This is a genomic window from Spirosoma sp. 209 (assembly GCF_002006735.1).
GTDB classification, from domain to species: domain Bacteria; phylum Bacteroidota; class Bacteroidia; order Cytophagales; family Spirosomataceae; genus Spirosoma; species Spirosoma sordidisoli.
Genome location: NZ_MVEC01000019.1, coordinates 73,659 through 99,298, shown reverse-complemented (window position 1 = coordinate 99,298; position 25,640 = coordinate 73,659). Strand labels below are relative to the sequence as shown.

Annotated in this window: 22 protein-coding genes and 4 tRNA genes; 3 read left to right on the top strand and 23 right to left on the bottom strand. The window is 53.2% G+C overall.

What is annotated here, in order from left to right:
* Positions 1-97 precede the first annotated feature (97 nt).
* Positions 98-553: a hypothetical protein gene (locus B1C80_RS23640; protein ID WP_077923691.1), complete on the bottom strand. Its 456-nt coding sequence runs from the start codon at positions 551-553 to the stop codon at positions 98-100.
* A 22-nt stretch (positions 554-575) separates the two neighbouring features.
* Positions 576-1,715, bottom strand: coding sequence for a lactonase family protein (locus B1C80_RS23635; RefSeq protein ID WP_077923690.1), 1,140 nt, complete (start codon positions 1,713-1,715; stop codon positions 576-578).
* Between the two features lie 317 nt (positions 1,716-2,032).
* On the opposite strand from B1C80_RS23635, the gene B1C80_RS23630 reads away from it, so the two are divergent.
* Positions 2,033-2,914 carry an OmpA family protein gene (locus tag B1C80_RS23630; RefSeq protein ID WP_077923689.1) on the top strand — a complete coding sequence of 294 codons (882 nt, stop codon included), beginning with the start codon at positions 2,033-2,035 and terminating at the stop codon, positions 2,912-2,914.
* A gap of 63 nt (positions 2,915-2,977) precedes the next feature.
* Here B1C80_RS23630 and B1C80_RS23625 read toward each other — a convergent pair whose 3' ends face one another.
* The 21 genes from B1C80_RS23625 to mnmD form a co-directional block, all read right to left on the bottom strand.
* A complete protein-coding gene (locus B1C80_RS23625; RefSeq protein ID WP_077923688.1) occupies positions 2,978-3,847 on the bottom strand; it encodes an aldose 1-epimerase family protein in 870 nt (289 codons plus the stop codon).
* Positions 3,848-4,087: 240 nt separating this feature from the next.
* On the bottom strand, positions 4,088-4,555 hold the full coding sequence (gene rpsG, locus B1C80_RS23620; protein ID WP_077923687.1) for a 30S ribosomal protein S7: 468 nt from the start codon (positions 4,553-4,555) through the stop codon (positions 4,088-4,090).
* Positions 4,556-4,614: 59 nt separating this feature from the next.
* A complete protein-coding gene (gene rpsL / locus B1C80_RS23615) occupies positions 4,615-5,037 on the bottom strand; it encodes a 30S ribosomal protein S12 (RefSeq protein ID WP_077923686.1) in 423 nt (140 codons plus the stop codon).
* Between the two features lie 182 nt (positions 5,038-5,219).
* Positions 5,220-5,543: a DUF3467 domain-containing protein gene (locus tag B1C80_RS23610; protein ID WP_077923685.1), complete on the bottom strand. Its 324-nt coding sequence runs from the start codon at positions 5,541-5,543 to the stop codon at positions 5,220-5,222.
* Between the two features lie 684 nt (positions 5,544-6,227).
* A complete protein-coding gene (rpoC, locus tag B1C80_RS23600; RefSeq protein ID WP_077923683.1) occupies positions 6,228-10,595 on the bottom strand; it encodes a DNA-directed RNA polymerase subunit beta' in 4,368 nt (1,455 codons plus the stop codon).
* A gap of 136 nt (positions 10,596-10,731) precedes the next feature.
* The gene (rpoB, locus tag B1C80_RS23595; RefSeq protein ID WP_077923682.1) at positions 10,732-14,601 is read right to left on the bottom strand and encodes a DNA-directed RNA polymerase subunit beta; all 3,870 of its coding nucleotides are present in this window, start codon (positions 14,599-14,601) and stop codon (positions 10,732-10,734) included.
* A gap of 250 nt (positions 14,602-14,851) precedes the next feature.
* Complete coding sequence (gene rplL, locus B1C80_RS23590) at positions 14,852-15,238, bottom strand: 50S ribosomal protein L7/L12 (RefSeq protein ID WP_077923681.1); 387 nt, start codon at positions 15,236-15,238, stop codon at positions 14,852-14,854.
* A 96-nt stretch (positions 15,239-15,334) separates the two neighbouring features.
* A complete protein-coding gene (rplJ, locus tag B1C80_RS23585; RefSeq protein WP_077923680.1) occupies positions 15,335-15,868 on the bottom strand; it encodes a 50S ribosomal protein L10 in 534 nt (177 codons plus the stop codon).
* A gap of 3 nt (positions 15,869-15,871) precedes the next feature.
* Positions 15,872-16,570, bottom strand: coding sequence for a 50S ribosomal protein L1 (gene rplA / locus B1C80_RS23580; RefSeq protein WP_077923679.1), 699 nt, complete (start codon positions 16,568-16,570; stop codon positions 15,872-15,874).
* A gap of 32 nt (positions 16,571-16,602) precedes the next feature.
* A complete protein-coding gene (rplK, locus tag B1C80_RS23575; protein WP_077923765.1) occupies positions 16,603-17,040 on the bottom strand; it encodes a 50S ribosomal protein L11 in 438 nt (145 codons plus the stop codon).
* Between the two features lie 153 nt (positions 17,041-17,193).
* A complete protein-coding gene (gene nusG, locus B1C80_RS23570) occupies positions 17,194-17,754 on the bottom strand; it encodes a transcription termination/antitermination protein NusG (RefSeq protein WP_077923678.1) in 561 nt (186 codons plus the stop codon).
* A gap of 111 nt (positions 17,755-17,865) precedes the next feature.
* On the bottom strand, positions 17,866-18,057 hold the full coding sequence (gene secE, locus B1C80_RS23565) for a preprotein translocase subunit SecE (RefSeq protein WP_077923677.1): 192 nt from the start codon (positions 18,055-18,057) through the stop codon (positions 17,866-17,868).
* A 14-nt stretch (positions 18,058-18,071) separates the two neighbouring features.
* Positions 18,072-18,145: transfer RNA gene (locus B1C80_RS23560), tRNA-Trp, on the bottom strand.
* Between the two features lie 121 nt (positions 18,146-18,266).
* Entirely contained in the window at positions 18,267-19,454 is a 1,188-nt protein-coding gene (tuf, locus tag B1C80_RS23555; RefSeq protein WP_077923676.1) for an elongation factor Tu, read from the bottom strand.
* 138 nt (positions 19,455-19,592) lie between these two features.
* A tRNA-Thr gene (locus B1C80_RS23550) sits at positions 19,593-19,664 on the bottom strand.
* A gap of 89 nt (positions 19,665-19,753) precedes the next feature.
* Positions 19,754-19,826, bottom strand: a tRNA-Gly gene (locus B1C80_RS23545).
* A gap of 48 nt (positions 19,827-19,874) precedes the next feature.
* Positions 19,875-19,957 (bottom strand) — tRNA-Tyr (locus B1C80_RS23540).
* Between the two features lie 143 nt (positions 19,958-20,100).
* Positions 20,101-20,637: a hypothetical protein gene (locus B1C80_RS23535; protein ID WP_077923675.1), complete on the bottom strand. Its 537-nt coding sequence runs from the start codon at positions 20,635-20,637 to the stop codon at positions 20,101-20,103.
* Positions 20,638-20,762: 125 nt separating this feature from the next.
* The gene (locus tag B1C80_RS23530) at positions 20,763-22,832 is read right to left on the bottom strand and encodes a M13 family metallopeptidase (RefSeq protein WP_077923674.1); all 2,070 of its coding nucleotides are present in this window, start codon (positions 22,830-22,832) and stop codon (positions 20,763-20,765) included.
* 121 nt (positions 22,833-22,953) lie between these two features.
* Positions 22,954-23,547, bottom strand: coding sequence for a DUF255 domain-containing protein (locus B1C80_RS23525; RefSeq protein WP_077923764.1), 594 nt, complete (start codon positions 23,545-23,547; stop codon positions 22,954-22,956).
* A gap of 58 nt (positions 23,548-23,605) precedes the next feature.
* Positions 23,606-24,274, bottom strand: coding sequence for a tRNA (5-methylaminomethyl-2-thiouridine)(34)-methyltransferase MnmD (mnmD, locus tag B1C80_RS23520; RefSeq protein WP_077923673.1), 669 nt, complete (start codon positions 24,272-24,274; stop codon positions 23,606-23,608).
* A 124-nt stretch (positions 24,275-24,398) separates the two neighbouring features.
* On the opposite strand from mnmD, the gene B1C80_RS23515 reads away from it, so the two are divergent.
* Both B1C80_RS23515 and B1C80_RS23510 read left to right on the top strand, forming a co-directional pair.
* Positions 24,399-24,908 (top strand): DUF4293 domain-containing protein, encoded by a 510-nt coding sequence (locus tag B1C80_RS23515; RefSeq protein ID WP_077923672.1) that lies wholly within the window; start codon positions 24,399-24,401, stop codon positions 24,906-24,908.
* A 20-nt stretch (positions 24,909-24,928) separates the two neighbouring features.
* The gene (locus B1C80_RS23510) at positions 24,929-25,504 is read left to right on the top strand and encodes a ribonuclease HII (protein WP_077923671.1); all 576 of its coding nucleotides are present in this window, start codon (positions 24,929-24,931) and stop codon (positions 25,502-25,504) included.
* Positions 25,505-25,640: the final 136 nt, after the last annotated feature.

Genomic DNA, 25,640 nt, shown 5'->3' with positions numbered 1-25,640 from the left:
ACGAATAGAATTGGTTAATAAAAAACGGTGCTGACCGAATCCGGACCGCAGCGCATCCGCTCATGCATCCGAATCCGGTCAACACAAAACTAAGCCATTATCGACAGTCTGTTTTTGTCAATACGTACCGATAACCCTGATCCGGTGCTTTTAATACCCACTTGCCTCCTTCCTCCACCCGCTCGCCTTCGCGCCACATGATGGAGTCGCCCTGCATTTCGAAATCGATGAGATAAGGCTGGGTGACGCCTTCTCCCGAGCGTTGCCAGTCTGCTTTAATGGTTTTGTTTACCATCGTGCCCTTGATCGAACCCCGTGCCTGGTCTTTTTCATAAGGTAGAACGAGCAACTCGCCGGTCACGTCTGAGCCGTTGATGGTCAGTTGCAGGGTAGTTGTATCCCGGCCTGTTACCTGCTGATAGCACTGGCTGGCGCTGAGGCCCGCGTCGTTGGCCTGGGTAGCGGTCGAATCGGCGGCTGCCGATTCGGTTTTGCGGCCCGTACAGGCGTTTAGATTAACGATGGTAACGAGGAGTACGCAGAGGGTTCGCATAAGAACGAGAGTTGAGTTGGGTTTACTGACGAGCCATAATGACGCATACCGGCGCCGGAACCGACACCGATTGCCCCGTATAAGTCAGCTTGCCCGTTTGACGATCGCGCCGAAAAATGGTAATGTTATCCGTATCTTGGTTGGCCACGAACACAAAGTCGCCCTTCGGATCGATCAGGAAGTTACGCGGAGTTTTCCCTTCAACGGGCTGATCGGCCACTTTCGTCAGTTTCCCGTCGGCCCCGATCGAAAAAATAGCCAGGGTGTTGGCGCCCCGATTCGACTGATACAGAAACTTTCCTGATGGGTCGATGTGAATATCGGCGCTGGTATTGTTACCGCTGAAACCCTGGGGCAGCGTTGGTATACCATCCTGGATCAGCGTAAGAGCCCCGGTTTTGGCATCGCGGCTGAACACCGCTACCGACGATATCATTTCCTCGACCAGATACGCGTACCGGCCGTTAGGATGAAATGTGAAATGACGCGGTCCGGAGCCGGGCTCAACCGTTACGAAGGGCGTTTGCGCTGGTTTCACCGTGCCGGCTTTCAGGTCAGGGGCAAAGATGTGGAGTTTGTCGGTACCCAGATCGGCCACGTAGACGAACCGATTGTCGGGCGCGATGGTAGCCGAGTGAACGTGCGCTTTCTCCTGCCGTTTGGGATCGGGCCCGGTACCGGCGTTCTGCACACTATCGGTCGGGGCGCCCAGGGTTCCATCGGCTTTGATTGGCAATACGGCCAGGCTCCCTCCGCCGTAGTTTGAGACGAAAGCGGTTTTGCCGGTCTGGTCGATGCTGATGTGGCAGGGGCCCTTACCCAGCGACGACTGGCTGTTGACGTACGTAAGCTTTCCCGTTGCGCGATCGACCTGGTAGCTGCTCACGGCTCCGGTCGGTCCCGCATCGGCGGCTTCGTTGACCGAGTAAAGAAACTGGCCCGATGGGTGCAGCGCCAGAAAAGAGGGGCTTTTGGTATTCGATACCGACTGCACGGGCTGCATGGTGCCGGTCTGCCGATCAAAGCTGAACACATAAATTCCTTCACTACCGCGAACGGAGTAAGTACCGACGTACATTATCTCCCGGCTGCCTGACTGTGCCATAAGAACGGAGCCTGTACTGGCCAGTAAACCAGCCAGGCAAAGTAAGTGTCTAATCATGATTCTGAGAAAAAGGTACCTGCAAAAGTCAGCATTGCCGGCAAACTACCAACATCTTTTAGTAAATGGCCCCTATGGGCTGACTGGCAGACGCTTCGCGTGAGCGGCCATGTCTACGGTTTTAGCTTACCCAGTGCGTTCTGCAAAAAAGATGTAGACACATGAGGAAAATTTTGAGTTGATTTCTTTTAGATAAAAATGATGTGTTAACGTGGTTAATCAGAATCACTTACTTTTGTAGGATGATTTGCGTGTTGACCCGATTGATACCAGTCAAACCTAACTTTTCGTTCTTCGATAAAACTCCACTTACTAGCATGAAACGAGTACTGATTCTTTTTGCGGCCGTAGCTATGCTGTCGTCCTGCAACAGTAAGAAGCGGCTGGCCGAAATTAAATCTCTTCAGGAAGCCCGTGACAAAGCTGTTGCTTCGCTCAACGACTGCGACCAGCGTACAGCCGACCTGCGCAACCAGCTGTCGGCCAAAGACAACGACCTGCAGGGGAAAGATAAACAACTGGGCGATCTGCAGGCTCAGGTCGACTACCTGAAACGGACCAACACCAACCTGCTCGACCGGATGTCAGATCTGTCGATCGTGAGCAAGTCGGGCGCTGAGAGTATCCGTAAATCGCTCGAAACCCTGAACGAACAGACCAAATACGTTAATAACCTGAACACCAGCATGCAGCGGAAAGATTCGCTGAACCTGGCCCTGGTTATGAGCCTCAAACGCTCACTCGACGACATCAACGATCAGGATGTACAGGTTGAAGTGAAGAAAGGTGTCGTTTACGTATCGATCTCGGACAAGCTCCTGTTTAAGTCGGGCAGCTACGACATCACCCCCAAAGCCGAAACGGTACTGGGTAAAGTGGCCAAAGTAGTGAACGACCACAAAGAACTCGATATCCTGGTAGAAGGTCATACGGATATCGTACCCATCTCGACGGCGTCGATCAAAGACAACTGGGATCTGAGCGCGCTACGGGCTACTTCGGTTGTTCGTACGCTGCAAAGCAAGTTTGGTGTTCAGCCCGAGCGGATGACTGCCGGTGGTCGTTCGGAGTACTCGCCCAAGGATGACAACACAACATCGGTTGGTCGCCAGCAGAACCGCCGGACCGAAATCATCATCACCCCCAAACTCGATCAGTTCTTCAATCTGCTGTCGAGCGGCCAGGCTGGTGGTAAGTAATTGATTACCGACACATAGAAAAAGGGCCAGACATGAGTCTGGCCCTTTTTCTATGCGCGTATTTTACTGAATACGGATCGTAAAGCTGGCGTCGAATACGCGCCCCGGCTCGACCTGCTGAATAGCCTCTTTCTGCTCGATGGGTACTGGCGAACCCTCGCTATCGGCACACCCCAGCCACGGCTCGATACAGACGAAGGGCGCGCCCGGTTTGGCCCACAGGCCCAGGTACGGAAATTCGGGGAAGGTTACGGTTACGGCCTGCTCGTGTTTATCCGTACGGATAGTGACCCGTCGTGAACGTATATTTTTGAATACCAGCGCATCCTGATCAAACAAATGCGCTGTCAGCGGGAGCCGGTTACCGGCTGTGGACACTGGTTCCGTTTCGCCCGTAAAAAAGCCACCTGCCGATAGCCGATGCGTTTCCAGCGGTTCAGCCTGGTCAAACTCGATGAAATAATCTTCATAGGTGTCCCCAGCCCGGAACGGAACGGCAAAAGCCGGGTGTGCCCCGACGGAGAAGAAAACCGTTTTCTGGTCCTCGTTCACGACCCGGTAGGTGATGGTCAGCTGCGGCCCCTCCAGTTCGTAGATGATCTGGAACAGAAATTCGTACGGGTACACGGCCCGGGTTTTATCATCGGCCCGCAGCGAGAAAATAGCGTGCGCGTCGGACGATTCGGTCGTTTCGAAGACCGTATGCCGCGCAAACCCGTGCCGCTCTGTCGGATAAGCGTGCCCATCGATCAGGAGTTGATTATTCAGGCAGCCTCCGACTACCGGAAACAGGTTGGGCCCATGCCATGGCCAGACGGTGGGATCGGCCTGCCAGAGGTGCTCAGTAGCCGTCGGCTTATGAAAGATAGATGTGAGTTCAGCCCCTTTAGGCCGAATGGATACTCGTAGCTGGTCGTTTTCGAGGGTCGTCATACGGCCAAAAATAAGAAAAGCCGCTCATGCATATCCGTATGCACTAATCTTTATCCACCGAACCGAGGCTATGGGCCTTCACGGGGTTCTGCGGCTAGGCTGACGCCCCGTTGTTTTTCGGAAGTAAGGCGAATCGTTCCAGCTGATGCGCTTGTACGTGGCGACGGGTACTATCCTTAAAACAGGACAGGCCCCCCAATTGGAGAGCCTGTCTGCGGAAAGAACTGTATGTATTGACTATTAGAACCGGAAGTGCGAGAACGCCTTGTTGGCCTCAGCCATGCGGTGCGTATCGTCTTTCTTTTTCACAGCGGCACCTTCTCCTTTCGAAGCGGCTACGATTTCGGCTGCGAGCCGGTCAACCATTGTCTTCTCACCCCGTGAACGAGCATACCGGATCAGCCATTTCATGCCTACCGCGACCTTCCGGTCTGCCCGTACTTCGGTCGGCACCTGGAAGGTAGCACCACCCACACGACGACTTTTCACCTCTACCGATGGCATGACGTTGTTCAACGCCTTTTTCCAGGTATCCAGTCCGCTTTCGCTGGTGCGTTTGGCAACCACATCGAGAGCATCGTAGAAGATTGAGTACGCCAGGCTTTTCTTGCCTTCGTACATCAGGTTATTAACAAATTTGGTTACCAGTACTTCCTTATACTTAGGATCGGGCAGTACGTAACGCTTGGGCGGTTTCGCCTTTCTCATGATTGCTTCAGATTTTTGATCTTACTCTGCCGTAGTCTTTCAACGGGCAGTCGGATTAATTACTTTTTCTTTCCTTTTGCCGGAGCACCTTTACCAGCAGGAGCCTGACCTGGTTTCGGACGCTTGGCACCGTATTTCGACCGGCTCTGCAGACGGCCGCTTACGCCGGCCGTATCAAGGGCACCGCGTACAATGTGGTAACGAACACCCGGCAAATCTTTTACCCGGCCACCGCGGATCAGCACGATCGAGTGCTCCTGCAGGTTGTGGCCTTCGCCCGGAATGTAGGCGTTCACTTCTTTCTGGTTCGTCAGACGAACCCGGGCAACTTTCCGAAGAGCCGAGTTCGGCTTTTTCGGCGTCGTTGTGTACACGCGCGTACACACGCCCCGACGTTGTGGGCAAGCGTCCAAAGCTGGTGATTTCGACTTATCTACCAGTTTCTCACGCCCTTTACGCACCAATTGTTGTATGGTAGGCATTCTTTGATTTGTTTACGAAAAACAGTCTTCCCGAAATTTGAGGTGCAAAGATACGGATAAGCAGTTGAACGCCAAAGCAGAAGACGAAAAGATTTCAGCAATCTGGGGCCGGATTCGCGCTGCCAAAACTCGACGAATTACTCACCGCAACTACCGGACACCCAGCTCCGTAGGGGACCTGATCAGGCCTGCCCTACCGGGCCGCTGAAACCGCCACCCGGAAACCGGAATGTATCGGTCGGCTCGTTGATACCGCCGTAGGCTTCCTCGAACCGATTTATGTTTTCCCGCAGGGCATCGAGAAGCCGCTTGGCATGTTCGGGAGTCAGAATGATGCGGGCTTTTACCTTCGCCTTGGGTACGCCGGGCATAAGCCGGATGAAATCCAGGATAAATTCACTATTAGAGTGAGCAATCATAGCCAGATTGGCATATACGCCTTCGGCAATTTCCTCACTGAGTTCAACATCTATGGTACCTTCGGGATTTTGCTGCTGTGTATTCATACGGATAAATCGTTTCTCAAAAGTACAGCATTCAAGAAAGAAAGCCGCCCTAAACGAATTGGATAGGGGCGGCTTTCTTTTCATTTCCCCGACTTTTAACCACCGTCAGGGTCTTCGACCACTGACGTGGTTTGCAGCATTTTACCCCGTCAGTGGTCGAAGACCCTGACGGTGGTTGCTGTACTTATAATGACTACAGTCAATAACCAGCCACCTAAAAAGCCCTCCCGATCATCACTGACCGGAACGATTCTCTGACTCAGGCGCATTTAACCCCTACTGGCCCGAAATTAATTCCAGCGCCTTTGCGTAGTAGTGTGTACTGATCAGCTGACAAAGGCCGAACGCAGCCAGGCAGGCAATGGCCCAGTATAGCCAGCGTTGGCTCTGCTCAAACCAGCCACTCCTTTTTGGATATCGACTTGATGAACCAGCCGCTACCAAAATCAGCGAAACCAAATACAGATAAAGGGGTCTGTTTGTGCGGAACAGCACGTCTTCAAAAAAGAAGACGTGCAAAAATAGGTTTAGCCAAAACAAGGATAGTCCGGCTATTTTCAAGCTTTTAGCCAGTTTTGGCCTAGTCATGGTGCAGAAAAGTTGGCTTTAAGAAAGCACGTATCTGACGGCAAAAAAAATCCCCGGTCATGGCTGACCGGGGATTATAACTTTATAAGCTTGCGCCTATACTGTTGCTTTCTTCTTCGTACGGGCAAACTGCTCGCGCGATTCGGTCAGCGTTTCGAGTTCCTCTTTCGAGCCGACAATCGCATTCTGGTACCGGCGGATACCCGTACCAGCCGGGATCAGGTGACCTACGATTACGTTCTCTTTCAGTCCCTCGAGCGTGTCCATCTTACCACGGATCGACGCTTCGCTCAACACCTTGGTCGTTTCCTGGAAGGAAGCGGCCGAGATGAAGCTGTCCGTACCCAGCGACGATTGCGTGATACCCATCAGCGTTGGCTGCGATACAGCGGCCATAGCATCCCGAACGGTTACCAGCGCGAGGTCACGACGTTTCAGACTCGAGTTCTCATCGCGAAGCTGACGGCTCGTTACAATCATACCCGGTTTGAAGTTGACCGAGTCACCAGCGTCCATCACGACTTTTGCATCGAGCATCTTGTCGTTCTCTTCACGGAAGGCCCACTTATCAACAACCTGTCCTTCGAGGAAGTTGGTATCGCCCGAGTCGATGATCTCCACTTTCTGCATCATCTGCCGAACAATGGCCTCGATGTGCTTATCGTTGATCTTCACCCCTTGCAGGCGGTATACTTCCTGAATTTCGTTCACCAGATACTCCTGAACGGCGGTTGGCCCTTTGATAGCCAGAATGTCGCTCGGCGTAATAGCGCCGTCAGACAGCGGTGCCCCGGCCCGTACGAAGTCATTGTCCTGTACCAGGATGAACTTCGACAGCGGTACGAGATACTTCTTCTTTGTGCCGTCTTTCGACTCGATAAAGATTTCGCGGTTACCACGCTTGATGGTTCCGTAGGTTACTACGCCATCGATTTCGCTCACCACGGCTGGGTTAGACGGGTTACGGGCTTCGAACAATTCCGTTACCCGTGGCAGACCACCGGTAATATCGCGGGTTTTACCTACGTTACGCGGGATCTTGGCCAGCGGCTGACCAGCTTTAATTTTCTGCCCTGGTTTTACGACCAGACGCGACCCTACCGGCAGGTTGTAACTCTTCTGGAAGAGTCCCCCTTCGATATCGGCCAGGTGCAGCGACAGGGTGGTTGTTCCCTGAACCACAATAGCCGGGTTCTTCGCCTTGTCGCGGCTTTCGATGATAACCATCTCCTGGAAACCAGTCTGTTCGTCAAACTCTTCCCGGTACGTGATACCATCTTCGATCGCATCAAACGTCAGCGTACCGGTCAGCTCCGACAGGATAACGGCGTTGTAGGGATCCCAGGCGCAGATATCATCACCTTTCTTCACTATATCGCCATCTTTCACCCGAAGGAACGCCCCGTATGGTACGTTGTTGCTGATCAGGACCACGTTGCGGTCGTTCGGGTTAACGATCCGGATCTCGCCCGAGCGGCCCATTACGACCGTTTGCGGATTGCCTTCCGAATCTTCCGACTCTACCGTACGCATCTCTTCAAACTCAATCAGACCGTCGAATTTCGCTTTGATCGACGCATCGACCGCAATGTTCGACGCCGTACCACCCACGTGGAACGTACGGAGAGTCAGCTGTGTACCCGGCTCACCGATCGACTGCGAGGCAATAACCCCAACCGCTTCACCGATGTCGACCATACGGCCCGAAGCTAGGTTGCGGCCATAGCACTTGGCGCAGACACCCTGCCGCGATTCGCAGGTCAGTACCGAGCGGATTTCAACCGTTTCGATGCTCGTTTCGTCGATCTGAGCCGCCACTTCTTCCGTAATCAGCTCACCCGATCCAACGATCAGCAGGGGTTTACCATCTTCACCTTTCAGCAGCGGATCGTAGATGTCGTGTACGGTTGTACGACCCAGAATCCGTTCTGACAGCGGCTCGACGATGTCTTCGTTATCTTTCAGCGCCGACACCTGCAGACCCCGCAGCGTACCGCAGTCGTCTTCGCTGATAATTACGTCCTGCGCTACGTCGTGCAGACGACGGGTGAGGTAACCGGCATCAGCCGTTTTCAGAGCTGTATCGGCCAGACCTTTCCGGGCACCGTGCGTCGAGATAAAGTACTCCAGTACGTCGAGGCCTTCTTTGAAGTTCGACAGAATCGGGTTTTCAATGATCTCACCAACCGAGCCCTGCAGGTTTTTCTGCGGCTTGGCCATCAGACCCCGCATACCGCCCAACTGACGAATCTGCTCCCGCGAACCACGTGCGCCCGAGTGCATCATCATGTAGATCGAGTTGAACCCGCCCTGATCGGCTTCGAGCTGTTTCATCAGCGTTTCGGTCAGGCGCGAGTTAACCCGCGTCCAGATGTCGATAACCTGGTTGTAACGCTCGTTTTCCGTAATCAGACCCATCAGGTAGTTATCCCAGACGCTCTGTACTTCGGCTTTGGCTTCTTCAACGAGTCCCTGCTTGGCTTCAGGAATCATGACATCGCTCAAACCAATCGACAGACCACCCCGGAACGCCATCTGGAAACCGAGTTCTTTAATCTCATCCAGGAACTGCGCCGTACGCGCACCACCCGAAATCTTGAAGATAAGCGCAATGATCTGTTGCAGCTTTTTCTTCGTCAGCAGTTCGTTGATGTAGCCAACTTCTTCCGGTACGGCCTGGTTGAACAACAACCGGCCCGCCACGGTGTCAATGACTTTATAAACCAGCTCGCCATTCTCATCCCGAACTTTCACCCGGCATTTGATATTGGCGTGCTTGGATACTTTTCCTTCGTTGATACCGATGATTACTTCCTCGGCGCCGTAGAACGTCATGCCTTCGCCCGCAATGGGGTACTCAGGAATGCTCTTACGACCTTTCGTCACATAATACAGACCGAGTACCATGTCCTGCGACGGTACCGTGATCGGCGCGCCGTTGGCGGGGTTCAGAATGTTATGCGAGGCCAGCATCAGCAGCGATGCTTCCAGAACGGCTTCCTGTCCCAGCGGCACGTGAACGGCCATCTGGTCACCGTCAAAGTCAGCGTTGAAAGCCGTACAGACGAGCGGGTGCAGCTGGATAGCTTTACCTTCAATCAGCTTAGGCTGGAATGCCTGGATACCCAGTCGGTGCAGCGTTGGAGCCCGGTTCAGCAGAACAGGGTGACCTTTCAGCACGTTTTCCAGAATGTCCCAGATAACAGGGTCTTTCCGGTCAACGATTTTCTTAGCCGATTTCACCGTTTTAACGATACCCCGCTCGATCAGCTTCCGGATCACAAACGGCTTGAATAGCTCAGCCGCCATATCTTTTGGCAGACCGCACTCGTGCAGTTTCAGCTCGGGACCAACCACGATAACCGAACGACCCGAATAGTCGACACGCTTACCGAGCAGGTTTTGACGGAAACGGCCCTGCTTACCCTTCAGCATGTCAGATAGTGACTTCAGGGCACGGTTACCTTCCGAACGAACGGCGTTCACTTTCCGCGAGTTGTCGAACAGCGAATCGACCGCTTCCTGTAGCATTCGCTTCTCGTTACGCAGAATTACCTCCGGCGCTTTGATTTCGATCAGGCGCTTCAGACGGTTGTTCCGGATAATTACCCGGCGATACAGGTCGTTCAGGTCAGAGGTAGCAAACCGGCCACCATCCAGCGGGACGAGTGGGCGCAGTTCGGGCGGGATAACCGGTACCATCTTGATCACCATCCACTCGGGGCGGTTCTCGATACGGCCGTTGGCTTCCCGGAAAGCCTCTACTACTTTAAGACGCTTCAGGGCTTCGGCCTTACGCTGCTGCGACGTGTCGGTAGCCGCTGCATGGCGCAGCTGATACGACAGTTCGTCCAGTTGCAGACGCGACAGCAACATCTCCAGCGCTTCGGCCCCCATCTTGGCGATGAATTTGTTCGGGTCCTTGTCGTCCAGGTGCTGGTTGCTGCTCGGCAGCTTGTCCATGATGTCGAGGTATTCGTCCTCGGTCAGGAAGTCAAGCTGGTTGATACCGTCTTCGGCTTTTACGCCGGGCTGAACAACCACATAGCGCTCGTAATAGATAACCTGGTCGAGCTTCTTGGTCGATAGCCCAAGCAGGTATCCGATTTTGTTGGGCAGCGAGCGGAAATACCAGATGTGCGCAACCGGCACAACCAGTTCGATGTGACCCATACGCTCCCGGCGAACCTTTTTCTCGGTTACCTCAACACCACAACGGTCACAGATAATGCCTTTGTAACGAATCCGCTTGTATTTACCGCAGTGACATTCCCAGTCTTTTACCGGTCCGAAGATGCGCTCGCAGAACAAGCCACCCATCTCGGGTTTGTACGTCCGATAGTTGATGGTTTCCGGCTGTGTCACTTCGCCGTAGGAACTCTCCAAAATAGACTCCGGCGACGCCAGACTGATTGTCACACTGGCAAAGTCGCTGTTGAGTTTCTTGTTCTTTTTGAACGACATTGGTTGGAGATTTAATTAGTGGAGTTTACAGTTTTCTGTTTACTGCCTTCAGTTGGCCAATACAGGACACGTCTTGTACTGACCAACTGAAAACTGTTCCGGCGACCCGGCGAATACCGTAAACTGAAAACGTTTTTTACTCAAGTGTAATTTCGAGAGCCAGACCGCGTAACTCGTGAACAAGTACGTTGAACGACTCAGGAATGTTTGGCTTCGGCAGGTTCTCCCCTTTCACGATGGCTTCGTATGCCTTGGCACGGCCTACAACGTCATCCGATTTTACGGTTAGAATCTCCTGCAGGATGTTCGATGCGCCGAATGCTTCCAGCGCCCATACTTCCATCTCTCCGAAACGCTGACCACCAAACTGCGCCTTACCACCCAGCGGCTGCTGGGTAATGAGCGAGTAGGGGCCGATCGAACGGGCGTGCATCTTATCGTCAACCAGGTGACCGAGTTTGAGCATGTAGATGATACCCACGGTTACGGGCTGATCGAAACGCTCACCGGTCAGACCGTTATACAGGTACGTACGGCCGAACGAGGGCAGGCCTGCTTCGTCAAGCTCGTCGGCCACCTGCTGTTCCGTGGCTCCGTCGAAAATCGGCGTAGCGTATTTACGATCCAGCTTCTGACCAGCCCAGGCCAATACCGTTTCATAGATCTGGCCCAGGTTCATCCGGCTAGGTACCCCAAGCGGGTTCAGCACGATATCTACTTTGGTACCATCTTCCAGGAACGGCATGTCTTCGTCGCGCACAATCCGGGCAACAACCCCTTTGTTTCCGTGACGACCGGCCATTTTATCCCCTACTTTCAGCTTCCGCTTCTTGGCGATATAGACCTTAGCCAGTTTCACGATACCCGCCGGCAGTTCGTCGCCTACTTCAAGCGTAAAGCGCTCGCGTTTGAACCGGCCCGTGATTTCGCTCCGACGGTTGTTATAGTTCTTCACCAGCGATACGATCATCTGGTTCAGTTTGTCGTCTTCTGTCCAGCCATCAAGGTTGATGTCCGAAAGCAGGTTCGCTTCTTCAGGAACGGCATAGCCACTCTCGTCGCGATACGGGTTCTTGTCGGGGAAGAGGTTATCCGTAATGTTCTTACGGCTGAACTTCACACCCTTGCTCACGACCTCATCGCCGAACTTATGCTTCACACCCTGGCTGGTTTTACCATCCAGCAGCGTAACCATCTTGTCGATCATGCGGGCGCGGAAATCGGTCAGTTCACGACCGTATTTCTTCATGAGCGCTTTCACCTCATCTTTGTGCTTACCCCGGTCTTCTTTGGCCGGACGAGCAAACAGTTTGGTGTCGATCACGACGCCTTTCAGCGACGGTGGTGCTTTCTTGGAAGCATCCTTAACGTCGCCGGCTTTGTCACCGAAGATGGCCCGCAGCAGTTTTTCTTCCGGTGTCGGATCGCTTTCTCCTTTCGGGGTAATCTTACCGATCAGGATGTCGCCTTCTTTCACCTCCGTACCGACGCGTACGATACCGTTCTCATCGAGGTTACGAACCGTTTCTTCGCTCACGTTCGGAATCTCAGAAGTCAGTTCTTCTTCACCCCGCTTGGTGTCACGTACTTCCAGTTCGAACTCTTCAATGTGGATCGACGTGAAAATATCTTCGCGCACAACCCGCTCCGAGATCACGATAGCATCCTCAAAGTTGTATCCCTGCCAGGGCATGAACGCAACTTTCATGTTCCGGCCCAGCGCCAGTTCACCCGCCTGCGTAGCGTAGCCTTCGCAGAGTACATCCCCTTTCTTCACCTTCTGGCCTTTCAGCACCGTCGGCTTGATGTTGATGCAGGTATCCTGGTTGGTCCGGCGGAACTTGATGAGGTTGTAGGTCTTCCGGTCTTCGTCAAACGTAACGGCCATCTGATCTTCATCGAGGCTGTAGCGAACAACGATTTTTGTCGAATCAACAAACTCGATAACGCCATCGGCCTCGGCAATCACCAGCGTCCGTGAGTCAACAGCCACCCGGCCTTCCAGACCCGTACCGACGATAGGTGCTTCGGGACGGAGAAGCGGAACGGCCTGACGCTGCATGTTCGATCCCATCAGGGCGCGGTTCGCATCGTCGTGCTCAAGGAACGGAATCATCGAAGCAGCCACCGAAACAATCTGGTTCGGCGCAATATCCATGAACGTCACGTTGGCGGGTTCCGCCATCGGGAAATCACCCTCGAAACGGGCCTTGAGCCGGTCGACCATGAAATTACCTTTCTTGTCGATGCCTGCGTTAGCCTGAGCTATGTAGTGCGTATCTTCTTCTTCAGCCGTCAGGTACATGACGGGTTTATCCATCGATACCTTACCGTTTTCAATAATCCGGTACGGCGTCTCAATGAAGCCCATGCTGTTGATTTTAGCATAGACACAAAGCGACGAGATCAGACCGATGTTCGGACCTTCCGGAGTTTCGATGGTGCACAGACGCCCGTAGTGGGTATAGTGTACGTCACGAACCTCGAAACCAGCCCGCTCGCGGCTCAGACCACCCGGCCCCAGTGCCGACATCCGACGCTTGTGCGTCACTTCGGCCAGCGGATTGGTTTGGTCCATGAACTGCGACAGCTGGTTCGTACCAAAGAACGAGTTGATGACCGAAGACAGCGTACGGGCGTTGATGAGGTCAACGGGTTTGAAGTCCTCGTTATCACGCACGTTCATCCGCTCCTTGATGGTACGGGCCATCCGCGCCAGACCGACGCCAAACTGCGCGTACAGCTGCTCCCCTACCGTCCGGACACGCCGGTTGCTGAGGTGGTCAATATCATCGACAACGGCTTTCGAGTTGATCAGGCCAATCAGGTACTTCACAATCGAGACAATGTCTTCGGTGGTCAGTACTTTCATGTCCGACGAAATGTCGAGACCGAGTTTTTTGTTGATCCGGTACCGGCCAACGTCGCCAAGATCATAGCGCTTATCCGAGAAGAACAGGCTCTGGATGATCTCCCGAGCGGTTTGCTCGTCGGGCGCATCGGCGTTCCGTAACTGCCGATAGATTTGCTCCACAGCCTCTTTCTCAGAGTTGGAGCTGTCTTTCTGCAGCGTGTTATAAATGATATTGTAATCGGCCATGTTCATGTCTTCCTTATGCAGGATGACCGACTTCTGACCCGAGTCCGTTATCGTATCAATGTCATCGACCGAGATTGCCGAATCGCGCTCGAGAAGCACTTCGTTCCGGCTAATCGATACTACCTCCCCGGTATCTTCGTCAACGAAGTCTTCCGTCCAGGTCCGCAGCACCCGGGCAGCTAACCGGCGACCGATCGCTTTCTTCAGGTTGGCGGGCGTAGCTAGTACTTCTTCCGACAGACCAAACAGGTCGAGAATGTCTTTGTCCGAACCAAAACCAATGGCACGCAGCAACGTTGTAACCGGGAATTTCTTTTTCCGGTCGATGTAGGCATACATGACATTGTTCACGTCGGTCGAGAATTCAATCCAGGACCCTTTAAAAGGAATAATCCGGGCTGAATACAATTTGGTACCATTTGTGTGTTTACTCATAGAGAAGAACACACCTGGCGACCGGTGCAGCTGCGAAACAATCACTCGTTCCGCTCCGTTAATGACGAACGAGCCTTTCTCGGTCATGTACGGAATATTACCCAGGAACACCTCCTGCTCGATTGTCTCGAAATCCTCGTTGTCAGGATCGTTGTTCGACAGGCGGAGTTTGGCCTTGAGTGGCACCGAATAGGTTAATCCCCGGTCAATCGACTCATCGACCGAATACTTGGGCGGGTCGACGGAGTAATCGATAAACTCCAGCTTGAAGTTTTCGCGGGAGTCGGAGATGGGGAAATTTTCCTGAAAAACTTTGAACAGACCTTCTTCCGACCGTTGGTTGGAGGGGGTGTCAAGTTGGAAAAAATCTTTGAAAGACTTAACTTGGATATCTAAGAAATCAGGATACCCAATCACTGGCTGAATCGTCGCAAAATTTTTGCGCGTACTGATTTTCGCGTTTGTAGCCAAGATTGTACTCTGTTTAGTTGCGTAACCGATTCTCAATGAGCTCGTTGCGTGGTTTTACAACGGCATGTATAGTAGACGGCTATTCAGACCCCGGGTGTCACCCGACCTAAGGGGCGTAAATAGACAACGTAAGGCAATAAGAATAAGTTTGTCTTTTGCAAGGGCACAGACAAAAATTCTCCAAACAGGAAAAGACCAGATGTTAAACCTGGCCTCCCCTGCTTGGAGTACTATGCAAACAAGCAGTTGCTTATTTTACTTCAACTTCAGCACCAGCCTCTTCGAGTTGCTTACGCAGGGCTTCGGCTTCGTCTTTGGCAACGCCTTCTTTTACTGGTTTCGGAGCGGTGTCAACCAGTTCTTTCGCTTCTTTCAGACCCAGGCCCGTCAGATCTTTAACCAGCTTAACAACTGCCAGTTTAGCGGCACCAGCTGATTTCAGGATCACGTCGAACGAGGTTTTTTCAGCAGCGGCCGGAGCGGCATCGCCACCACCAGCAGCACCACCAGCTACCATTACGGGAGCGGCAGCAGCCGGCTCGATACCATACTCATCCTTCAGGATAGCAGCCAGTTCGTTAACTTCTTTAACCGTCAGGCTTACAAGCTGCTCAGCGAACGCTTTCAAATCTGCCATTGTAGTATTCTTAGTTGATTGTGATACAATTGTTTGTGAATTGCGAACGTCGTGTCCGCTTTTTTGTCGAAAGGCGGGTGTTGGCCCGCGTTACAGCTAGGCTGCCTCCTCGCGCTCCGACAGCGTTTTGAGGATACCGGCCAGTTTGTTGCCACCACCCTGGAGCGCCGAAATGACGTTCTTGGCAGGCGATTGCAGCAGACCAATAACTTCGCCAATAAGTTCTTCGCGGCTTTTCAGCGCAATCAGTGCGTCGAGTTGATCGGCACCGATGAACAAACTGCTCGAAATTGAAGCGGCTTTCAGTTGTAGCTTATCGCTCGTCTTGCGAAACTCTTTGATAAGCTTGGCCGGCGCTTTCTGGTCTTCGGGGTGAAACATCACCGCCGACTGGCCATGTAGTACCGTCTCGTTGAACGGAGCGTAGTCCGTTTCCAGCGTTTCGAGTGCCTTTTTGATGAAGCTGTTCTTCACCACTTTGTACTCGATACCGCGCTCAAAACACATCCGGCGAAGGTCATTGGTTTCAGCAACCGTCATGCCATTTGCTTCCGTGATGTAGAAGAAGGGAATGCTCTGGAACTTGCCAGTTAATTCCTCAATAATTGCTCCTTTTTCCTCGCGTTTCATGGCTTATACTCCGGCTACTGTGCCTTTATCTATCGTTACTCCCGGACTCATCGTGCTGGACATGTTGATCGTCTTCACGTAGGTACCTTTAGCCGATGAGGGCTTTAGGCGCAGCAACGTAGCGATGATCTCCTGTGCGTTTTCAGCCAGTTTTTCGGGCGGAAACGACACTTTGCCAATGCTGGTGTGAATGGCACCCTGTTTGTCGACTTTGAAATCGATTTTACCGGCCTTCACTTCGCGAACGGCTTTACCTACTTCGGGGGTTACTGTACCCGATTTAGGGTTCGGCATCAGACCCCGCGGACCCAGTACTTTACCCAGACGACCAACTTTAGCCATTACGTTCGGCATCGTGATGATCACGTCAACGTCCGTCCAGCCTTGTTCAATCTTCTGAATGTAGTCATCCAGGCCTACGAAATCAGCACCAGCCTCTTTCGCTTCGTTCTCCTTGTCCGGCGTGCAGAGCACCAGAACGCGAACCGTTTTACCCGTACCATGGGGCAGCGTAGCAACGCCACGTACCATCTGGTCGGCTTTACGCGGATCAACGCCTAACCGAACGTCAATATCCACGGAAGCGTCGAATTTTGTGTACGAAATCTCCTTCAGGATCTCAGCCGCCTGTTGCAGCGAGTATTCCTTGGCAGCATCGTACTTCGACAGGGCTTCCTTTTGCTTTTTCGTTAACTTAGCCATTTCTGTATTTGCCTCGGCAAGTCTATTGGTTCTTAAAACGGAGCAGTACCCGTCACCGTGATACCCATGCTGCGAGCCGTTCCGGCTACCTGCCGCATGGCGGCTTCAACCGTAAAGGCGTTCAGGTCGGGCATCTTCGTTTCGGCGATGGTCCGTACCTGATCCCAGGAAACCGAGCCGACTTTATTACGGTTCGGTTGAGCAGAGCCGCCTTTCAGCTTAGCTGCTTCCATGAGCAGAATCGGGGCCGGTGGGGTTTTGATGACGAAATCAAAGGACTTGTCCTTATAATACGTAATCAAAACCGGCAGTACCATACCCATTTTATCCTGCGTACGGCCGTTGAACTGCTTGCAGAATTCCATGATATTCAAACCCTTGGAACCCAGCGCCGGACCGATCGGAGGTGAGGGGTTAGCCTGCCCGCCTTTGACTTGCAGCTTTACGTAGCCACCTACTTCTTTTGCCATTGTGAAACTGATTTTACGATCGATGATGAACGAGGGGCGGCTGATCGTCACATACCAGACTGTTCTCTACACACCACAGACCAACTTTTTTAGCCGCTTGTCCACTGAGGGAAGCATTGGACGCCTGACCGATTCGAAAAGCCAAGTGGAAGCTTAGCTTTCCTTTTCTACTTGTGCGTAACTGAGTTCTACCGGAGTATTCCGGCCAAATATCTTTACGACGACGTTCAGCTTCTTCCGGTCGTCAAAAACTTCTTCTACTGTACCAATGAACCCGCCGAATGGACCATCGACGACTTTCACGTTCTCTCCTTTCAGGAAGGCAACTGTCTGAATAGAGACTTCCTGCGTTTCTTCTTCAACCTTACCCAGAATGCGGTTCACTTCGGACTGGCGGAGCGGTACGGGTACTTTGGTTGTTGTACCAACCTGTGAGTTCCCCAAAAACCCTAACACGCCGGGCATATTAAGGATCAAATCAAGGGCCCGGTTATTGCCGAGGTCGGCCGAAATCAGGATATAGCCAGGAAAAAATGACTTCTCCCGAACGCGCTTCTTGCCGTTGCGCATCTCGTAGACCTTCTCGGCCGGAATCAGAATCTGGGGAATGACCTCGTCCAGCTTTTGCCGGATGACTTCATTTTCGAGATAAGATTTAACCTTTTTCTCCTGCCCCGAAACCGCCCGAATGACGTACCATTGTATGCCGCTCATAATTATTGTCCTTAAGTAGCCGTTGGCCAGTCATTCATTGTCAGGAGTTACTGTCAGACCTGTTGCGGTAGATGACAATTAATGATAATGAACGACACCAAATGACTAATTCTAAAACGACTGATAGAAGACGTTGAGACCATTCTCAAACACCAGATCAATCAGTCCGACCATTAGCGCAAAAATCAGCGAAGCTACCAGTACGAGGGTCGAACTGGATTGCAGGTCGCTGAATTTCGGCCAAGTCACGTTGTGCTGAACTTCCTCCCAGGAGGCTTTCAGAAACGAGAGAAACTTGTCCATTGTATGTAAGGGATTGGCACGGGTGGAGAGATTCGAACTCCCATCAACGGTTTTGGAGACCGCTATTCTACCCTTGAACTACACCCGTTTATAGTGACTTTACGTAAACCCGGAACAGCGTGCCTCTGAAACGGACTGCAAAAGTACGGAATAATTGCAAAAAACAAGTGCACCCCTGTGAAGAAATGCACTTGTTTTACGCGTATTACTTAGTCGAGGATTTCCGTTACCTGACCAGCACCCACGGTACGGCCACCTTCGCGGATAGCGAAACGGAGACCTTTTTCCATGGCGATCTTGTTGATCAGCGTTACATCAATCGTGATGTTATCGCCTGGCATCACCATCTCAACGTTGGCAGGCAGCATGATCTCGCCCGTAACGTCGGTGGTGCGGAAATAGAACTGCGGCCGGTACTTGTTGAAGAACGGCGTATGACGGCCACCTTCTTCTTTCGACAGTACATAAACCTCAGCTTTGAACTTCATGTGCGGGGTTACAGAACCTGGCTTACAGATTACCATACCACGGCGGATATCGGTTTTTTCGATACCACGGAGGAGCAGACCTACGTTGTCACCGGCTTCGCCACGGTCCAGAATTTTCCGGAACATTTCAACACCCGTTACAACTGACTTCAGGTTTTCTGCACCCATGCCGAGGATTTCAACTGGCTCGCCCGAGTTGATAACACCACGCTCGATACGACCCGTAGCAACCGTACCACGACCCGTGATCGAGAATACGTCCTCTACCGGCATCAGGAACGGCAGATCCGTCTGACGAGGAGGCAGCGGAATGAATGTATCAACGGCGTCCATCAGCTCTTCGATCGTTTTCACCCACTTGGCATCGCCGTTCAGGCCACCAAGAGCCGAACCCTGGATAACCGGGATGTTATCGCCATCGAACTGATAGAAGCTCAGCAGCTCACGGATTTCCATTTCAACCAGTTCGAGCAGCTCTGGGTCATCGACCATGTCCACTTTGTTCATGAACACAACGAGCTGAGGAACACCTACCTGACGGGCGAGCAGGATGTGCTCACGGGTCTGGGGCATCGGTCCGTCAGTAGCAGCTACCACGAGGATAGCTCCGTCCATTTGAGCAGCACCCGTTACCATGTTCTTCACATAGTCAGCGTGGCCCGGGCAGTCAACGTGCGCATAGTGGCGAGAAGCCGTAGCGTACTCAACGTGCGATGTATTGATGGTAATACCGCGCTCTTTTTCTTCAGGCGCGTTGTCGATCGAGGAGAAGTCCCGAATTGCGGCCAGACCCTTTTCGGCCAGCACTTTCGTAATGGCAGCCGTCAGCGTCGTTTTACCGTGGTCAACGTGACCAATCGTACCGATGTTTACGTGCGGTTTCGAGCGGTCAAAATTCTCTTTTGCCATGTGTTTAAAACGCTATTGTGAACTGTTGTTTGTTTTGAAATAAACTCGCTGAACGTCAATCAAGCCGCCCGGAACCACGCTTAATGAACGTAATTACGACACGGCTTAACTCAAAGCAGACCTCTCCGCGAAGTCCTGAGCCGTTACGGGGACTTGAACCCCGGACCTCTTCCTTACCAAGGAAGTGCTCTACCGCTGAGCTATAACGGCTTGTACTAACTTACCACAGCTAGCAGATACCACTAAAACAGCCGACAGCCCGGGGCCGAACGCTGTTGAGTACCAACTGCTTTCTGTTGAGCGGAAGACGGGTCTCGAACCCGCAACCTATAGCTTGGAAGGCTATCGCTCTACCAATTGAGCTACTTCCGCAAACTCAGCAACCCAAGATTACTTTCGTCGTCTTCAGTTACCAAATAGTGGGGAGTGGAGGATTCGAACCTCCGAAGGCGTACGCCAGCAGATTTACAGTCTGATCCATTTGGCCACTCTGGAAACTCCCCAAAAACACACTGTTAAAGAACAATTTCCGCCCCGTTTCCGGTTTGGAGTTGCAAAATTACAAGCTTTTACGGTGTTGTCAACATGTCAACTAAAAATAATTTGAATCTGACAGGAACAATTCTGTCAGGACACCGGCTAACAGCTACTTAATCAACTCGGTTAGGCGCTTTCCATCGGCGTAAATAATGTCGCTGATTCGCCAGCGACCGTTGGCCTGCTGCTCCAGTTCGCACCGCATTTCCTGCTCTTTTCCACTGGTATTGTACGTGACAAATACGACTGCTTTGGCGCCCGATACAGCGGCTGGCAGTACCCAGCGCTTCTGAATCTGCGCATCGGGCACATTGAAAAGCGGATTTATCTGTTTGCGGCTGGCGCTGGCTGCTGCTGCTTTTTTGTACAATCGTTCCGCAACCGGTTTGGTAAAAAACTGCTCGGCCAGCGCCGGATCTTTAGCCTCCAAGAAGGGATTTTCTTTGGTATCGTGCTCGAAGTAAAGCGCGCGCACCAGCCGGTCGGCCGCTGATCGGGGGGCGTCGGCAGCGGGTCGTTTGGTCAGGTCGACAGCGGCAGCGGTTGGCTCGGCAGCGGGCTTGCCGGTCGTTTCTTGCGCTGGCTTTTGCTGACAGCCCCCAATGAGCAGGATAGTGATGGTCAGCAGTATCGGTAATTTCTTCATGTAAGAACGGGTTAAGTCACAAACAAAAGCAGCCGGAGAAGAGAATCTACACGAAGCCGCGGCAAAAAACACAACAGCCGCGTCCACCCAGGCGAACGCGGCTATTGTTTCTGGTTTTGGGTTACCTACCAAACCTTGATCCGGTCTTCGGGCTTTTTGTACATTTTGTCGCCTGGCTTCACATCGAATGCCTGATACCAGGCCGTAATGTTGGACAGCGGGCCGTTGCAGCGGTAAAGGCCGGGCGCATGGGGATCGGTCATGATCAACTGAGCCTGAGTTTCGGGCAGGACGTTGATGCGCCATACCTGTGCCCAGGACAGGAAGAACCGCTGATCGGGGGTAAAGCCGTCGATCATGGCTTTTTTGCCGTTGGCTTTCCCCTGCGCAGTTTTCTTGAAGGCATCGTAGGCGATGGCAAGGCCACCCAGATCGGCCAGGTTTTCGCCGAGGGTGAGTTGCCCGTTTACCTTGATCGAATCGAGCACTTTGAACCCAAAGAACTGCTCTTTCACCTGATCGGCGCGTTTCTTGAAGTTGTCGGCATCCGCTTTGGTCCACCAGTCGCGCAGGGTACCGTCGGCATCGTACTGCCGCCCCTGATCGTCGAAGCCGTGGGTCATTTCGTGGCCGATTACGGCACCGATACCGCCGTAGTTGATGGCATCATCAGCGTCGAAGTCAAAGAAGGGAAATTGCAGAATAGCCGCCGGGAACGCGATTTCGTTATTGACGGGGTTGTAATATGCATTCACCGTTGGCGGAGTCATGCCCCACTCGGTTCGGTCGACGGGTTTGCCGAGCCGGTTGATCATGTAGTTATACGACCATTTGCCGGCCGATTTCACATTTCCGTAGAAGTCGTTCCGCGCAATCGTGACCCCATCGTAGTTCTTCCATTTGTCGGGATAGCCGATTTTCCGTTTAAACGACGTCAGCTTGGTCAGTGCCCGTTTTTTGGTGTCTTCGCTCATCCAGTCGAGCCCTTTGATGTGCTCTTTGTACGACGCTTCGAGGTTATCGACCAGGGTCAGCATACGCTGCTTGGCTTCTGGCTTGAAGTATTGCTGTACGTAGAGTTGACCCAGCAGGTCGCCCAGGGTACCGTCGATGAGGCCACTCACCCGCTGCCAGCGGGGAGTTTGCTCTTTCTGTCCGGTCAGCACCCGCGAGAATGCGAAGCTTTGTTTCACGAATGCGTCGCTTAGATACGGTGCAGCGCCCTTCAGGATATTCCAGCGCATGTAGGTACGCAGGTCTTCGATTGGCGTAGCGGCCACCAGACTATCGAGCGACCGGAAGAAGGTCGGGCTCTGCACCAGCACCGTATCCTGCCCTTTTACACCATACTTGGTTAGTTGATCGGCCCAGTTGATACCGGGTGTCTGCTGGCTGAAGTTCGCTACCGTAAACTTGTTGTAGGTCTTGTAGGGATCGCGCATCTCGACGCGGGCCATCTGGGCTTTGGCCAGCGCGGTTTCGACCCGCAGGATAACGTCGGCATCCTGCGAGGCCTGCGTTGGCTCTTCGCCGATGAGCGCAAACATCTTGGTCAGGTTGTCGCGGTACGCATCCCGGATTTTCAGGCTACGGGCATCGGTCTTCAGGTAGTAATCACGGTCGGGCAGGGTTGTACCTCCCTGGCTAAACTGCGGCAGGTACTTCGACACGTTTTTACGGTCCTGCGCCACAAAAAAGCCGAAGAGCATACCGTTACCCTGACTACGCTGGTAAGCCAGTTCGTCGAGGAAGGCGGTTTTGTTGTTGACTTTCTCGATTCGGGCCAGGTCAGGCTTGATGGGATCGAAGCCCCGCTTTTCGATGGTCAGGCTATCGATACCGCTGGCGTAATAATCGCCAACCATTTGGTACAACCGGCCTTTGGTCGTTGTTTTCGACGCGTCCTCGAGCAGCGACTTCATCGCATCGAGGCTTTTCTCCCGCAGCTCGTTGAAGCTGCCCCAGGATGTTTTGGAGGCCGGGATCGCGTTTTGTTTCAGCCAGTTCCCGTTGGCGTACTGGTAGAAATTGTCGCCCGGTTTCACGGACGTATCCATGTTCTGAGGGTCGATGAATTTGCGGGGAGCAGCGGCCGGCCGACCGGGGACCGGCTTCCCGATTTTCTTCGGAGGGGTAGCTGCCGTCAGCGCTATGGAGACGGCAATCACCGAAAGAAAAGTCAGTTGTTGATTCATGTACTCTATTGATTGGGTTGATGAGAAGCAACAAAAATACGCAACAAAATAACGCGGGTGCCAGTCGGCACCTCACAGAAGTTCTGTAAAGAGCCAACTGGCACCCGCGTTATGTGCTGGTTTACTTCCCGGCCGTCAGCGAACCCTGAAAGGTTTTGGCGTAGGTACCGGCTTTATACTGGTCAAACGGCTCTTTCTGGTGGTAGTCGCGGCCAAAGTAGGTAATGATCTGGTGAAACGTACGGGGTTCCAGATAGCCGGCAATGGGCTGGATCAGGTTAAACTTTTCGTCCAGAAAGACGGTGGTCGGGTAGCTCATCTGGTTTCGCATCAGCGCTGCGGCCAGTTCATGGGCTCCGCGTCCGCTGGCGGTACCAACGTATTTGAACGTCTGCTTACCGAGGGTGATGTCGGCGGTTTGCTCGGCGTTGAGTTTAACGGCGTAGAAGTTTTCGTTGACGTAATCAACGATAGCCGGCTTGGTGAATGTCTCGCGGTCCATCACTTTGCACCAGCCGCACCAGTCGGTATAGACATCGATGACAAATTTTTTGGGTTTCTTCTGCGTGGCCAGGTACGCTTCTTCGACCGTTAGCCATTTGATACGCTTCGGCGCAGGGGTTGGATCGGTGGCCGACAGCACGGGTGTTGGCAGGCGAAAGGCACTGATCGTAAGCCCGATCAGCACGAATGCAGTAAGCAGGAGACGGTTCATAGCGAGGTTGTTTAAAAAGTAACGCCCGATCACGAATAAAATTAGGAGAACAACCATTTTATGGCTTCATAGCCCGTAACACCTCCCGTTTCCGGGCCGGACCAGGCTGTTTGTCAACGACCAGGCCGGCTGCCCGCAGGTTACGCTGTACGTAGCTTTTGGAACAATAGGTGGTTAATATTCCAGATGGCAGCAACAAATGCGCCAATTTTTCAAAAATAGGAAGTTCCCACAACTCCGGCTGCGTGCTGGGTGCAAATGCGTCATAATAGATCAGGTGAAATTGCTCGCCGGTGCTGAAATCCTGCAGCCGCTGGTCAACTTTGGTCAGGGTCATGAACGGGCTAACCGAACAGACTTCATTCCAGGCTGACTGGTGGAGCTTAGACAGGTAGTCGGTACCCAGCAGAGCATCGTAATTAAGCGGAGCCGCATCGGCTAGCTGCATCGGGTAGGCCTCCAGGGCTGTATACCGGACCCGGCGCCGGGCCTTTTCGGCCTCGCGGGCAGTCAGCAAAGCGTTCAGTCCCGTACCGAAACCCATTTCCAGAATACTCAGCTCATCCTGCGGGAACCGGTCGAACGCAGCCTGCAGGCCCAACTCGATGAATACCCGCTCCGATTCCTGAAACGCCCCGAACCGGGAGTGATAGGTCGTATCGAACGGCTTGCTCAGGGCCGTGTGTGACCCGTCGGCCGTTACCATCAAACGCACGTCTGCTTTCATACTCTATTAGTTTTTCGGCTACTTTTGCCCTCTATAAACGGGGTTACAGTCGGTTACCGGACCCGCCCACGGTCGGGACTGCCCTGTACACGTTAGTACTTGTTATATTTTTTCATTACCCCCAATGATTCAACGCGTTCAGACCATCTTTTTGTTTCTTATCGTCATAGCCATGGGAATTGCTCTGGCCAACCCGCTTTGGGAGAAGGCTGGCCGGCAACTGCCCGAAATGGCGTATCTGACAGCCCTGCAATACAGCGAACAACAGGCCATTTCGCAACAGCCGGGCGTACCCGCCACTACGGCACCCACTACGCTGATCACCTCAGTCTGGTACCTGGGTCTGCTGATGGGTCTGGTAGCGCTGTCGTCACTGTATGCTATTTTCCAGTACCGCAACCGGCTCACCCAGACCGCCCTTTGCGCGGTAAACGCCCTGATGCTGACGGCTATTATGGGGATTATCCTGTACCGGACGCTCTACGCGGGCAAGGCTTACGGCAACCCGGCAGACCAGGGCACATTCCTGCTGGGCTTTTACGCCATCGTGGCGGCTCTGGTGTTCAACGCCCTCGCCAACCGCTTTATTCGACGCGACGAGAAGCTGGTGCGCGGCTCTGACCGACTTCGCTAGTGAGTTAACCGACCTGTCTGTTGTTACGCTCTTATTACAACGCCGACGCCGTTGAAGCGGGTTTAGATGAGGTAGGCCGGGGCTGTCTGGCCGGGCCGGTGGTAGCCGCTGCGGTTATTTTGCCCCGACACTACACCCATCCGGTGCTGAACGACTCCAAACAGCTCAGCCGCGCCCAGCGCGAAACGTTGCGGCTGGATATCGAGCGGGATGCGCTGGCGTGGGCGGTTGCGGAAGTATCGCCGGCCGATATTGATCAGATCAATATTCTCAAAGCCAGCTTTCTGGCCATGCACCGGGCGGTCGATGCTCTGACTGTCCGGCCCGATCACCTGATCGTTGACGGGAATCGGTTCGTGCCGTATCCCATGATTCCGCACACCTGTATCATCAAGGGCGACGCGCACTATCTATCCATTGCAGCCGCGTCAGTACTGGCCAAGGTATACCGCGATACCCTCATGGAGAAGCTGGGAGCAGCTTTCCCCGCCTATGGCTGGGCACAGAACGTGGGCTACCCAACCCCAATCCATCGGGCCGCTTTACGGGAGTTTGGCCCCACCCCCCACCATAGAATGTCGTTCCGGTTGCTATAGTTCAGGACAGCCTTGTCTCCTGCCCCGACACCGACTGGTGCGGATTAACTGGCTATGGATGTATACGCACGCTAGACATTTGAAAATGTAAAGCACCGTTTACTAAACACTAGCCTTTGTTACCTATCCTTGATAG